Raw genomic sequence first — 12,586 nt, forward strand, 5'->3', positions numbered from 1 at the left:
TCACCTCCTCCGTGGTCGAGCGGCGGTCACTGGAGGCCGGCGGCCTGGCAGGCCGAGGCGTAGTCCGGGGTGCAGATCTGCTGGACGGTGTAGAGGCCGTCGGCGACCACGGTGGTCTTGATGTTGTCCTTGGCGAGGACGGTCGGGGCGATCAGCAGCGAGTCGACCTTGGTGCCGCTGCCGTTGGTGGCGGTGGTCGGCTTCAGCGACGCCTCCAGGCCCTTGCCCTGGGCGAACTGCACGGCCATCGCGCCGGCCGCGTCGGCCTCCGGCTTGTACGGCTTGTAGATGGACATCGTCTGGGTGCCCGCCAGGATCCGCTGCACGGCGTCGAGCTGGGCGTCCTGGCCGGTCAGCGGGACGCTCAGGTTGGCGGCCTTCAGGGCGGTGGCGATGCCGGCCGCCATGCCGTCGTTGGCGGAGTAGACGCCGACCACGTTGGCGCCGCCGATCGCGGTGATCGCGGCGGCGGCCTCCTGGTTGGCGGTGTTCGGGTCCCACTGCGGGGTGTCGTACTCCTTGCCGACCTTCAGCTTGCCGTCGATCGCGGAGTGCGCGCCGGCCTTGAAGTCGCCGGCGTTCGGGTCGGTCGGCGAACCGTTGATCATGATGATCTGGCCGCTGCCCGCCTTGTCGCCGACCGCCTTGACCAGGGCCTCGCCCTGGAGCTGGCCGACCTTGTGGTTGTCGAAGGAGACGTAGGCGTCCACCGGGCCCTGGGCGAGCCGGTCGTAGGCGATCACCTTGACGCCGGCGTCGTGCGCCTTCTGCACCGAGGACTGGATCGCCTTGGAGTCCACCGCGTCCAGGATCAGCACCTTGTCGCCCTTGGTGAGCGCGGTGTCGACCTGGGTCTGCTGCTGGGTCGCGTCCTGGTTGGCGTTGTAGTAGTCGATCTGGGCGTCCGGCACCAGCGACTTGATCTTCGCCTCGATCAGCGGGCGGTCGAACTGCTCGTACCGGGTGGTCTTCGACTCCGGCAGCAGCAGGCCGATCTTCACCGGCCCGCCGCCGCCCCCGGACGAGCCGGTGGAGCCGGTGGAGCCGGAGGACTGCTTGGCGCTGCCGCAGGCGGCCATCCCCGCGGCGAGTGAGGCCGCGATGCCGACCACGGCGATCCGACGGAGACCGGTGTTCATGGAGTCGCTCTCTTCCTTTGGGTTCCGCCCCCGTCACCGAGTCTGCGAACCGTCGGCGGTCACCACGATCGGGACTGCTCCGTGCGGGTGGCGCGGAGCCCCCGGGCGCGCTGAAACGCCGTCAGGGGAGTTTCTGCTCGGCCCAGATGACCTTGCCGTCCGCGGTGTACCGGGTGCCCCAGCGCTGGGCGACCTGGCCGACCAGGAAGAGGCCGCGGCCGCCCTCGTCGGTGGCGGCGGCCAGCCGGACCCGGGGCGAGGTGCTGCTGGTGTCGGAGACCTCGCAGATCAGGGTCCGGGCGCGCAGCAGGCGGACCCCGATCGGGCCGGTGCCGTAGCGGATCGCGTTGGTGACCAGCTCGCTGAGGATCAGTTCGGTGCCCGGCACCAGGTCCGCGAGGTCCCAGCGGCGCAGGTGGGCGGTGGCGGCGGCGCGGGCGGCGGCGACGGCCGCGGGGTCGGCGGGGACGTTCCACTCGGCGATCCGGTCGGCGGGCAGCGCCCGGGTCCGGGCGACCAGCAGGGCGACGTCGTCGGCCGAATCGGTGGGGAGCATCGCGTCCATGACGGCGTGGCAGGTCTGCTCGGGGGTGGGGCCGGAGCGGGCCAGCGCGGCGCGCAGCCGGTCCAGGCCGGTGTCGATGTCCTCGGTGCGGGACTCCACCAGGCCGTCGGTGTAGAGGACCAGCCGGCTGCCCTCGGGGATGTCCAGTTCGACGGTGGTGAAGGGCAGTCCGCGCAGGCCGAGCGGCGGGCCGGCCGGGGTGTCGGGGATGGTGACCGAGCCGTCGGGGTCGACCAGGACGAGCGGGAGGTGCCCGGCGCGGGCGAGTTGGCAGCGGCAGGACACCGGGTCGTAGACGGCGTACAGGCAGGTCGCGCCGATGATCGCGCCCTCCCGGCCGCCGGCCGACTCCTCCTCGTCGATCTGGCCGACCACCTCGTCGAGGTGGGTGAGCAGTTCGTCGGGCGGCAGGTCGAGCATGGCGAGGTTGCGCACGGCGGTGCGCAGCCGGCCCATGGTGGCGGCGGCGTGCAGGCCGTGGCCGACCACGTCGCCGACCACCAGGGCGATCCGGGCGCCGGACAGCGGGATGACGTCGTACCAGTCGCCGCCGACGCCGGCGTGCGCGGGCAGGTAGCGGTGGGCGGCCTCGACGGCCTCGTGCGCGGGCAGGTCGCGCGGCAGCAGGCTGCGCTGGAGGGTGACGGCGAGCGGGTGGCCGCCGCCGATCGCGGCGGCGAGCTGCTCCTGGCTGGTGTACCGGGCCTCGAACAGGCCGTTGTTGCGGCCGAGCCGGAGCACCGCGACGCGGTCGGCGACGGCCTGCACGTCGTCCAGGTTGTGGCTGACCACGAGCAGGCCGTGGCCCTGGTCGCGCAGTCGGCGGATCAGTTCGAGGACCCGGGCGGCCTGTTCGGCGGTGAGCGCGGCGGTCGGCTCGTCCAGGACGACCAGGTCGGGTCCGGCGAGCAGGGCCCGGGCGATGGCGACGGTCTGGCGCTGGCCGAGGGTGAGCGCGCCGACCGGGACGCGCAGGTCGGGGAGGCCGATGGCGAGCCGTTCCAGCAGCGCGCGGGAACGTTTCTCCATCTCGATCTCGCGCAGCGTCCCGAACCGGCGCAGTTCGCGGCCCAGGTAGAGGTTGGCGACGGTGTCGAGGCGGTCGACCAGCGACTGGTCCTGGTAGACGGTGGCGATGCCGAGCCGCTGGGCGTCGGCGGGGCGGCGCAGCAGGACCGGGCGGCCCTGCCACTCGACGGTGCCCGCGTCGGCCGGTCCGGCCCCGGAGACCACCTTGACCAGGGTGCTCTTGCCGGCGCCGCTGTCGCCGACCAGGCCGACCACCTGGCCGCGCTCGACCCGCAGGTCGACCGCGTCGAGCGCCCCGACCGCGCCGTGGTACTTGGTGATCCCGCGCAGGGACAACAGCGGCACCCCCGGCACCGGCCCACCTCCACACTCGACGCGGCACGGACCCCCCACCCTGGCACCGGCCCCGCGACGGGCACCGGCGGGACACGCGGGGGCACCCCCGTTCAGCGGTACCCGGCCGGGGCCGGGTCGGCGGACGGGTCGACGGACCGGGCTGCGGACGGGTCGGTGGACGGGCCGGTCGCGGCCTCCGTGCCCAGGCCCGCGAGCAGGCGCAGGCCGTCCTCGGCGGGGGTGCCGGGCGCGGCGGAGAGCACCAGGAGTTCGGTGCCGGGGGCGTCCGGGAGGGCGAAGTTCTCCTGGTGCAGGTCGAGCGGGCCGACCAGCGGGTGCCGGTAGGACTTGCGGCCGTGGGTGCGGGCGCGCACGTCGGCGCGGGCCCACAGGCGGCGGAAGCGTTCGCTGCCCATCGCCAACTCGCCGACCAGGGAGGCGAGTCGGGGGTCGTCGGGGTGGTTGCCCGCGGCCAGCCGGAGGTGGCCGACCACGTCGTGGGTGCAGGTGTCCCAGTCCGCGTAGAGGCCGTGCTCGCCCTCCTCCAGGAACAGGTGGCGGGCGACGTTCAGGCCGGGCAGCGGCCGGCCGAAGAGCAGGCCCGCCAGGCGGTTGCCCGCCAGCACGTCCAGCCGGTGGTTCATGACCATCGCGGGGGCGCCGGTGACCAGGTCGAGCACCCGCAGTTGCTCGGGCCGGACCCGCCCGCCGGGGGCCTTGGCGCGGCGGCGGGGCTGCCGGGCCAGCCGGTGCAGGTGGCCGCACTCGGTGTCGTCCAGCCCGAGCACCCGGGCGATCGCGTCGAGCACCTGCTCGGAGGGCTGGGTCGCCCGGCCCTGCTCCAGCCGCACGTAGTAGTCGACGCTGACCCCGGACAGGTGCGCGACCTCCTCGCGGCGCAGCCCGGCGACCCGCCGGTGGCCGTTGACGGGGATGCCGGCGGCGGCCGGGTCGACACGTGCGCGCCGGGTGCGCAGGAAACCCGCGAGATCGTCCATGCCCCCGAGTATCGCCGGGCCGGGGCGGCGGCGGGGCCGGTGTGGGTGGCCCCGCCAGTACCAGGAAGCCCGGTCCGACGGAAGCGGCGCCCCTGAACGCGGGGCGGTGCGGCGCGCAGGATCGGTGGCGTCGGGTCCGCACCGCATCCGCACCGCATTCGAACCGCATCCGCACCGAAGGAGTCCCCCGTGAAGACGCTGATCGTGCACGCCCACCCGGAGCCGAAGTCGCTCAACGGCTCGTTGAAGGACCTCGCGGTCTCCACCCTGGAGGGCGCCGGGCACCAGGTGCGGGTGAGCGACCTGTACGCGATGGGCTGGAAAGCGGCGGCGGACGCCGCGGACTACGGCCCGCACGCCTCCAGCCCGCTGCGGGTGGCCGCGGACTCGGGGCGGGCCTTCACGGCCGGGGAGCTGACCGCGGACGTCCGGGCCGAGCAGGAGAAGCTGCTGTGGGCGGACACCGTGATCCTGCAGTTCCCGCTCTGGTGGTACTCGATGCCCGCGATCCTCAAGGGCTGGGTGGACCGGGTGTTCACCTACCGCTTCGCGTACGGCGTCGGGGAACACAGCGACACCCGGTACGGCGAGCGCTTCGGCGAGGGCACCCTGGCGGGCCGCCGGGCCATGCTGTCGGTGACGGTGGGCGGGCCCGCGTCGCACTACGCGGCGCGCGGGATCAACGGGCCGATCGACGACCTGCTGTTCCCGATCCAGCACGGCGTCCTGTACTACCCGGGCCTGGAGGTGCTGCCGCCGTTCGTGCTGCACGGCACCGACCGGACCACCGAGGAGGAGTACCCGCGGATCACCGCGGCCTGGCGGGAGCGGCTGCTCACCCTGGAGTCCACCGAGCCGATCGCGTTCCGGCGGCAGAACTTCGGCGACTACGAGATCCCCTCCCTGCACCTGCGGGAGGGGCTGGAGCCGGCCGGCCGGACCGGTTTCGGCCTGCACGTGCGCGGCTGACGGACCGTCGGGCGGGCCGGCCCCGCGCCGGGGTCGGCGACCGTCCGTCACCCGGGGGACGCAGCCCGGGGAGTGCGGTCGCGGGCCGCTGCCCAGCGTTCACAGCAGTGAGCAGGCCGGCCCCCCAGCAGGAAGCGGGACGATGACGGACGACGGCATTCACCAGGAGATCGACGAGCGGAGCGCGGCGGTCGAGTCGCAGGTGATCGCCTGGCGGCACCACCTGCACCAGCATCCGGAGCTGTCCAACCGGGAGGCGGCGACGGCGGAGCTGATCGCGGACCGGCCGACGGCGCCGGGGCTGGACGAGGTGCGCACCGGCATCTCGGGGCACGGCGTGGTGGGGGTGCTGCGCGGCGGGAGGCCCGGGGAGCGGGTGGTGGCGCTGCGGGCGGACATCGACGCGCTGCCGGTGAAGGAGGACAGCGGCGAGCCGTTCGCCTCGACGGTGGTGGACCAGGACCACCCGGGCGGCCCGTTCCCGGTCGCGCACGCCTGCGGCCACGACGGGCACACCGCGATGCTGCTGGGCGCGGCGAACGTGCTGGCGGGGGTGCGCGCGGAGCTGCCGGGCACGGTGCTGTTCGTGTTCCAGCCCGCCGAGGAGGGGGCGCCGGTGGACGAGCGGTCGGGCGCCAAGGAGATGCTGGCGGAGGGCGCCTGCGACGACCCGCGGCCGACGATGGCCTTCGGCATGCACCTGGGCCCGCTGCCGACGGGGTACGTCGGCTACCGGGTCGGCAACCAGTTCGGCGCCTCCTGCCTGATCAAGATCGTGCTGTCGGGCGAGCAGGTGCACGGCTCCACCCCGTGGATGGGCGTGGACCCGGTGCCCGCGGCGGGCTCGATCATGGTGGGCGTCGGCCAGCTGTACCGGCAGGTCTCGGCGTTCGACCCGATCACCGTGACGATCGGCCACGTCGAGGACGTCGGCCGGTTCAACATCGTGCCGGGGACGGTCACCCCGTGGGGCACGATCCGGTGCGCGGCGGAGGAGGACATGGGCGAGGTGCAGAAGCGGCCGACCACGCTGGCCGAGCTGACCGCCGCCGCGTACGGCTGCACCGCCGAGGTGTCCTACCTGCAGGACGTCCCGGCCGTCCACAACCGCAGGGAGTGGGTGGACGCCGTGCTGCCGACCTTCGAACGGGTGGTCGGCGACCGGCTGTTCGAGTCGACGCCGACCCTCGGGTACGACGACGTCTCGGAGTTCGTCAACGCGTACGGCGGCGTGTACGTGATGCTCGGCGCCCAGGACGGCACCCTGGACGGGAACGGCCGGCCGGTGCCGACGCCCGGCGGGCGCGGGTTCGTCCCGAACCACGACCCGAAGTTCTACCTGGAGGACGCGGCCCTGGTCACGGGCGTGCGGCTGCACTGCCACGTCGCCGTCGACCACCTGAACGGCGATCTCCTGCCCGGGAGTTGACGCACCGTCAGGATGGGCCCCGCCGGTGCTCACCGGCGGGGCGCAGGTGTTCGGGGAGTTCGGCGAGCCGGGCGGCCGGGTGCCGGTCCCGCCCGCCGGGCAGCGACCAGCCGAACCGGACCGCGGCCAGCCGGAGCGCCGGCGACAGCGCGATGCCCAGGCCGGTGCCGAGCTGGGGCACGCCGGTGTACCAGCACAGCACCGTCACCCCGGACACCAGCAGCGCCACCGTCGCGTACAGGCCGTTGCCGCCGAACACGGCCGGGCGGCGGCCCAGGATGACGTCGCGCAGGGCGCCGCCGCCGACGGCCGACAGGGTGCCGAGCAGCACGGCGGGCAGCCGGCCCAGGCCGGCCTCCAGGGTCTTGTTGACGCCCGCGACCGACCAGAAGCCGATCACTGCCGCGTCCACCACGGTGAACGCCCGGCTCCAGAGCGGCTGGTCCAGTTTGGTCAGGTACGAGGCGAGGATGCCCAGCAGAGCGACCGTCAGGTAGGCGTAGTCGGTCAGCGCCGCGGGCGTGCCGTGCTGGAGCAGTACGTCCCGCAGCAGGCCGCCGCCGAGGCCGGAGATGATGCCGACCGACAGGAAGCCGAACAGGTCCAGCCCCTCCTGCCGGGCGACCACGCCGCCGAGTACCGCGCACCCCAGGTGCCCGCCAGGTCCAGGTAGCGGGTGGCGGCGGTCAGCTCGGCGGAGAGGTCGGCGGCGGCGAGGGAGGCCGGTGGCATGCCGACCACCGTAGGCACCGCCGCCCGCCGTCAGGACGCGCCGGGCTCCCCCGGCCCCCGCCCCACCGGCCCCGGGCTCCCCCGGCGACCGGGACGGCGGGCCGAAGAGGGCAATCCGGGAGTAGGCGGGCGGCCGGGCGGGGCTCCAGCATGGGCCGTCCGTTCCGTCCGGCCGACCTCGTGGAGAGACAGCCATGCCTCACATCACCCTCACCAACGGCCTCCCGGGCATCAGCGGTCTGCTGACCCAGCGCCCCGACACCGCCGCCCCGCTGAACCGGCTCGCCGAGACACTGCTGCACAGCCCGCAGTCGCCGGCGCTGAGCCGGGGCGAGCGCGAGCTGATCGCGGCGTACACCTCGGAGTTGAACGAGACGGAGTTCTGCTCGGGTTCGCACAGCGCCTTCGCCGCGGCCCAGTTGGAGGGCGGCGCGGAGCTGGTGAAGGCGGTGCTGACGGACCTCGACGGCGCCCCCGTCACGCCGCGGCTGCGGGCCCTGCTGCGGATCGCCGCCGCCGTCCGGGGCCCGGTCCGGGCGCTGCCGGCCGAGCTGGTGGCGGAGGCCCGGGCGGCCGGGGCGGACGACGAGCAGATCCACGACACGGTGCTGATCGCGGCCGCGTTCTGCCTCTACAACCGGTACGTCACCTGCCTGGACACCGAGCTGCCCGCCGACCCGGGCTACTACGCGGAGGGCGCGGAGCGGATCGTCGCCCGCGGCTACGCCCCGCCGCTCGACTGAGGCGTCGACTCCCGGGAACGGCCCGCCGGTTGCCGGCGGGCCGTTCCTGCCGTTCCGGGCCTCCCGGCTTTTTTCCTAGCACTGCTAGACAACAGATCGGTGGCAGGTCTACCGTTGCACCATCTTCTAGCGCCGCTAGTTCCTCTGGGAGGGGTTCCCGTGCTCAGTGCACTCCAGGTGGTCACCACCGTGCTCGTCGGCCTGCTGGTGGGGGTGGAGTTCTGCGTCGCCTTCATCGTGAACCGCATCCTCGGCGCGCTCCCCGACGAGAGCCTGGTGCTCGGCCGGGCCCACGGCGGCCGGATGCTCGGCGCGCTGATGCCGTTCTGGTACATCGGCTCGGTCGTCCTCGCCGGCGCCTGGGCCGCCGCCGGGTGGCACCGCGCCGGGACGGGGCCGGTTCTGACGGCCGCCGCCCTGCTGGTGCTGAGCGTGCTGATGTCGGTCCTGCTGCTGGTGCCGATCAACAACCGCAGCAAGACCTGGACGCCCGCGAACCGGCCCGCCGACTGGCGGGAGCAGCAGGCGCGCTGGGACCGCTACCACTACGCCCGGGTCGCCGTCCTGGTCGCGGCCTTCGCCCTGCTGGTCACCGCCCTGGTCTGAACGCCCCTGGCCCGAACGCTCCTGGCCCGAACGCCCCGCGACCGCCCCGGGGTTCTTACCCGTCCGTGACGTCGCCGCCCGGCGGGCCCGCCCGCGGGGCGGGCGCCGGTAGCGTCCCGGGGATGGGAATCCTGGTGACGGGCGGGGCCGGTTTCATCGGCTCCGCGGTGGTCGGCGCGCTGCTCGCGGACGGCCACGAGGTGCGGGTGCTGGACGCGCTGCTGCCGGCGGTGCACCCGTCGGGGCGGCCGGCGGCGGTGCCCGCGGGCGCGGAGTTCCGGCACGGCGACGTGCGGGACGCGGCGGCGGTGGAGGCGGCCCTGGACGGAGTGACGGCGGTCTGCCACCAGGCCGCGATGGTCGGGCTCGGCGTCGACCTGGACGACGCGCCCGCCTACGCCGGGTGCAACGACCTGGGGACGGCCGTGCTGCTGGCCGCGATGGCCCGGCGCGGGGTCCGCGACCTGGTGCTGGCCGGTTCGATGGTGGTGTACGGGGAGGGCGCGTACCGGTGCGGGGCGCACGGGCCGGTCGCGCCCGGGCCGCGCCGGGCCGCCGACCTGGACGCCGGGCGCTTCGAGCCGCCGTGCCCGGTGTGCGACGAGCCGCTGCTGCCCGGCACGGTCGCGGAGGACGCCCCCGCGGACCCGCGCAACGTGTACGCCGCCACCAAGCTCGCCCAGGAGCACCTGGCCTCCGCCTGGGCCCGGGCCTGCGGCGGCCGGGTCCTGACGCTCCGCTACCACAACGTGTACGGGCCCGGGATGCCGCGCGACACCCCCTACGCGGGCGTGGCCTCGCTGTTCCGCTCGGCGCTGGCCCGCGGCGAGGCGCCCCGGGTGTTCGAGGACGGCGGCCAGCGGCGGGACTTCGTGCACGTCCGGGACGTGGCCGCGGCGAACACGGCGGCGCTGGCGGCCCTCCCCGGCCGTCCGGCGGGCAGCGCCCGGGCGTACAACGTCGGCAGCGGCGAGGTCCGCACCGTCGGCGCCCTGGCCGCGGCGCTGGCGGCCGAACTCGGCGGCCCCGCCCCGGTGGTGACGGGCGAGTACCGCCTGGGCGACGTCCGCCACGTCACGGCCGACTCCACCCGGCTGCGCGCCGAACTCGGCTGGCGCCCGCGGGTGCCCTTCGCGGTCGGCGTGGCCGAGTTCGCCCGCGCCCCGCAACGCGCCTGACGGGGCGTCGGGGCGCGGGCCGGACGGGGCGCGGGCCCGGCGGGGTCAGGGGTGGCGGGCGGCCGGGAGGGTGATCTCGAAGCAGCAGCCGCCGTCGACGTTGCGGACCCCGGCCCGGCCCGCGTGCGCCTCGACGATGCCGCGGACGATGGCGAGGCCGAGGCCCGCGCCGCTGTCGGGGCTGCCCGGGGCGGCGGGACGGGGGGTGCGGGCGGCGGTGCCGCGCCAGCCGGTCTCGAAGACCCGGGGCAGGTCCGGTTCGGGGATGCCGCCGCAGCCGTCGGTGACGGCGAGCACGACGCCGGCGTCCTCCCGGCGGGCCGAGACCGCGACCACGCCGTCCGGCGGGGTGGCCCGGATCGCGTTGACCAGCAGGTTGCCGATCGCCCGGGTGATCTCCCGGGCGTCGGCCTCGACCGGCCCGGCGTGCACCTCGCGCCCTTCCAGGCTCACCCCGCGCTGCCGGGCCAGCGGCAGCGCGCCCGCCAGCGCGTCGTCGACCAGGTCGTGCAGCGAGACCCGGGAGAGGGTCAGCGAGAGCGCCCCCGACTGGAGCCGGGAGAGTTCGAACAGGTCGTCGACCATGCCGGTGAGCCGCTCGACCTCGGTCCGCATCCGGGCCAGGTACCGTTCGGGCTGCTCGGCGACGCCGTCCTCCAGCGCCTCGGCCATCGCCCGCAGCCCGGCCAGCGGGGTCCGCAGGTCGTGCGAGATCCAGGCGACCAGCTCGCGCCGGGAGGCGTCCAGGGCCCGTTCGCGGTCCCGGGACTCGGCCAACCGGGCGCTGGTGGCGGCGAGTTCGGCGCTGACGGTGGCCAGCTCGCGCCCGAGCGGCCGGTCCGGCGGGGCGAAGCCGCCGTCGTCGCCCACGGTCCGCGCGGCCGCGGCCACCGCCCGCCCACCGGCGGTGACCTGGCGGCCCAGCAGGGCGGCGGTGAGCAGCGCGACCACCGAGGCCATCGCCAGTACGGTGATCACCACGCCGAGGTCGTGGTGGGACAGGAACATCGCCCGGGCCACCGCGAAGGTCCCGGAGGTGACGGCGAGGACGCTGACCACGGCGACCGCGAACAGCGTGAGCGCCAGCGAGCGGCGGCGCAGCAGCCGCAGCGCGGCGAGGCCGAGCAGTCCGGCGCCGCCCGCGCCGAGCGCGGCGAACAGGGCGATCAGCAGCAGGTCCTTCACCGGGCTCCCCCGTCGTCGGTGCCGGCGGGGGCCTGGGCGTCGGCGGGGTCGTAGCGGTAGCCGACGCCCCAGACGGTGCTGATCAGGGCGGGCGCGCCGGGGTCGTCCTCGATCTTCTCGCGCAGTCGTCGGACGTGGACGGTGACGGTCGACAGGTCGCCGAAGTCCCAGCCCCAGACCCGCTGCATCAGCTCGTGCCGGGAGAACACCGTCGCCGGGTGCCGGAGGAAGAACGCGAGCAGTTCGAACTCCCGGCTGGTGAGCGCCAGTTCGCGCCCGCCGCGGTGGGCCCGGCGGGCCCGGGGATCGAGCGCGAGGTCGCCGGAGCGCAGGGGTTCGGCCGCCGGGCCGGGTGCGGCGGCGCCGGCCCGGCGCAGGATCGACCGGACCCGCAGGACGAGTTCGCGCGGGCTGAACGGCTTGGTGACGTAGTCGTCCGCGCCGAGTTCCAGGCCGAGGACGCGGTCGGCCTCGTCGCCCTTGGCGGTGAGCAGCACCACCGGCAGGTCGGGCCGGTCGGGCCGGGCCCGCAGGCGGCGCAGCACCTCCAGGCCGTCGAGCCCGGGCAGCATCAGGTCGAGGACGACCAGGTCGGGCCGGTGGCGTTCGGCCAGTTCGAGGCCGTGGCGGCCGTCCTCGGCACGGTCGACCAGGTGGCCGGCCCGGGCGAGGTAGCCGGCCACCACCTCGCCGACGGTCGGGTCGTCGTCGACGACCAGGATGCGGGCGGGCTCCGGGGGCTCGGCGGGGGCGGCGCTCTGGTTCACCCGCCCGAGGATACGAGTCCGGGCCGGTGCGCGGCCCCGGGCCGGGCCCGTGTTCGGGTTCCGTAAGATCCGGGGCCGGTTCGTTCCGGGTGCGGTGCGTTGGTGGCGTAGGACTTCCGTAAGGGTGGCGTACCGCCGGGGCGGCCCGGGGCGTGGCTAGCGTGGCGGTCGTGACTCCTTCTCTTCTCCCGTCCTCGGTGGACGTGGTGCTGCCCTGCCTGGACGAGGCGCGGGCGCTGCCCTGGGTGCTGGGCCGGGTGCCGGCCGGCTGGCGGGCGATCGTGGTCGACAACGGTTCGCGGGACGGCTCGGCGGAGCTGGCCGCGTCGCTGGGGGCAACGGTGGTCGCGGAGCCGCGCCGGGGGTTCGGCGCGGCCTGCCACGCCGGGCTGCTGGCCGCCGACGCCGAGCTCGTCTGCTTCCTGGACTGCGACGGTTCGCTGGACCCGGCACAACTGCCCCGGGTGGTCGGCCCGGTCGCGGCGGGCGACGCCGACCTGGTGCTGGGCCGGCGGCGGCCGGTCTCGTTCGGGGCGTGGCCGCCGCACGCCCGGCTGGCCAACCTGGTGCTGGCCCGGCGGCTGCGCGCGGTGACGGGTGCGCCGCTGCACGACCTGGGGCCGATGCGGGCGGCCCGCCGGGAGCGGCTGCTGGCACTGGGCCTGGGCGACCGGCGTTCCGGCTACCCGCTGGAGACGGTGCTCGCGGCCTCGGCCGCGGGGATGCGGATCGCCGAGACACCCGTCGACTACCGGCCGCGGGCGGGCCGTTCGAAGGTGACGGGGACGGTCCGCGGCACCCGGCAGGCGGTGCGCGACATGCGGCGGGTGCTGGCGGCCGCGCCGCCGACCCTGCTGGTGCTGGCCAAGGCGCCGGTGCCGGGCCGGGTGAAGACCAGGCTGACCCCCGC

General features: G+C 75.5%; 11 protein-coding genes and 1 pseudogene. 6 read left to right on the top strand and 6 right to left on the bottom strand.

Going from position 1 to position 12,586, the window contains the following annotated elements; translation table 11 throughout:
* Positions 1-26: 26 nt before the first annotated feature.
* The 3 genes from ACIQBJ_RS00755 to ACIQBJ_RS00765 form a co-directional block, all read right to left on the bottom strand.
* Positions 27-1,139 (bottom strand): sugar ABC transporter substrate-binding protein, encoded by a 1,113-nt coding sequence (locus ACIQBJ_RS00755; protein ID WP_400701162.1) that lies wholly within the window; start codon positions 1,137-1,139, stop codon positions 27-29.
* A gap of 121 nt (positions 1,140-1,260) precedes the next feature.
* Positions 1,261-3,126: a SpoIIE family protein phosphatase gene (locus ACIQBJ_RS00760; protein ID WP_400701165.1), complete on the bottom strand. Its 1,866-nt coding sequence runs from the start codon at positions 3,124-3,126 to the stop codon at positions 1,261-1,263.
* A gap of 53 nt (positions 3,127-3,179) precedes the next feature.
* Entirely contained in the window at positions 3,180-4,067 is an 888-nt protein-coding gene (locus ACIQBJ_RS00765; protein ID WP_400701168.1) for a helix-turn-helix transcriptional regulator, read from the bottom strand.
* Between the two features lie 189 nt (positions 4,068-4,256).
* Between ACIQBJ_RS00765 and ACIQBJ_RS00770 the strand changes: the two genes are divergently transcribed.
* Positions 4,257-5,036: an NAD(P)H-dependent oxidoreductase gene (locus ACIQBJ_RS00770; protein WP_400701171.1), complete on the top strand. Its 780-nt coding sequence runs from the start codon at positions 4,257-4,259 to the stop codon at positions 5,034-5,036.
* Positions 5,037-5,178: 142 nt separating this feature from the next.
* Positions 5,179-6,465 carry a M20 family metallopeptidase gene (locus ACIQBJ_RS00775; protein WP_400701174.1) on the top strand — a complete coding sequence of 429 codons (1,287 nt, stop codon included), beginning with the start codon at positions 5,179-5,181 and terminating at the stop codon, positions 6,463-6,465.
* Between the two features lie 7 nt (positions 6,466-6,472).
* Here ACIQBJ_RS00775 and ACIQBJ_RS00780 read toward each other — a convergent pair whose 3' ends face one another.
* Entirely contained in the window at positions 6,473-7,093 is a 621-nt protein-coding gene (locus tag ACIQBJ_RS00780) for a trimeric intracellular cation channel family protein (RefSeq protein ID WP_400701177.1), read from the bottom strand.
* Positions 7,094-7,391: 298 nt separating this feature from the next.
* On the opposite strand from ACIQBJ_RS00780, the gene ACIQBJ_RS00785 reads away from it, so the two are divergent.
* The 3 genes from ACIQBJ_RS00785 (at position 7,392) to ACIQBJ_RS00795 (ending at position 9,724) form a co-directional block, all read left to right on the top strand.
* Positions 7,392-7,940 (top strand): carboxymuconolactone decarboxylase family protein, encoded by a 549-nt coding sequence (locus tag ACIQBJ_RS00785; RefSeq protein WP_400701180.1) that lies wholly within the window; start codon positions 7,392-7,394, stop codon positions 7,938-7,940.
* A 159-nt stretch (positions 7,941-8,099) separates the two neighbouring features.
* Positions 8,100-8,546 (top strand): anthrone oxygenase family protein, encoded by a 447-nt coding sequence (locus ACIQBJ_RS00790; protein WP_400701183.1) that lies wholly within the window; start codon positions 8,100-8,102, stop codon positions 8,544-8,546.
* 122 nt (positions 8,547-8,668) lie between these two features.
* On the top strand, positions 8,669-9,724 hold the full coding sequence (locus ACIQBJ_RS00795) for an NAD-dependent epimerase/dehydratase family protein (RefSeq protein ID WP_400701186.1): 1,056 nt from the start codon (positions 8,669-8,671) through the stop codon (positions 9,722-9,724).
* Positions 9,725-9,769: 45 nt separating this feature from the next.
* Here the strand turns inward: ACIQBJ_RS00795 and ACIQBJ_RS00800 are convergent, their stop codons facing one another.
* Complete coding sequence (locus ACIQBJ_RS00800) at positions 9,770-10,909, bottom strand: sensor histidine kinase (RefSeq protein ID WP_400701189.1); 1,140 nt, start codon at positions 10,907-10,909, stop codon at positions 9,770-9,772.
* Positions 10,906-11,676, bottom strand: a complete 771-nt coding sequence (locus ACIQBJ_RS00805; protein ID WP_400701192.1) for a response regulator transcription factor — start codon at positions 11,674-11,676, stop codon at positions 10,906-10,908. The genes ACIQBJ_RS00800 and ACIQBJ_RS00805 overlap by 4 nt, the downstream gene beginning before the upstream one ends.
* 197 nt (positions 11,677-11,873) lie before the next feature.
* On the opposite strand from ACIQBJ_RS00805, the pseudogene ACIQBJ_RS00810 reads away from it, so the two are divergent.
* Positions 11,874-12,575, top strand: a pseudogene (locus tag ACIQBJ_RS00810) (glycosyltransferase); the annotation flags it as partial.
* Between the last annotated feature and the right edge of the window lie 11 nt (positions 12,576-12,586).

It is taken from the genome of Kitasatospora sp. NPDC088391, from assembly GCF_044753345.1.
In the GTDB taxonomy this organism is placed as follows: domain Bacteria; phylum Actinomycetota; class Actinomycetes; order Streptomycetales; family Streptomycetaceae; genus Kitasatospora.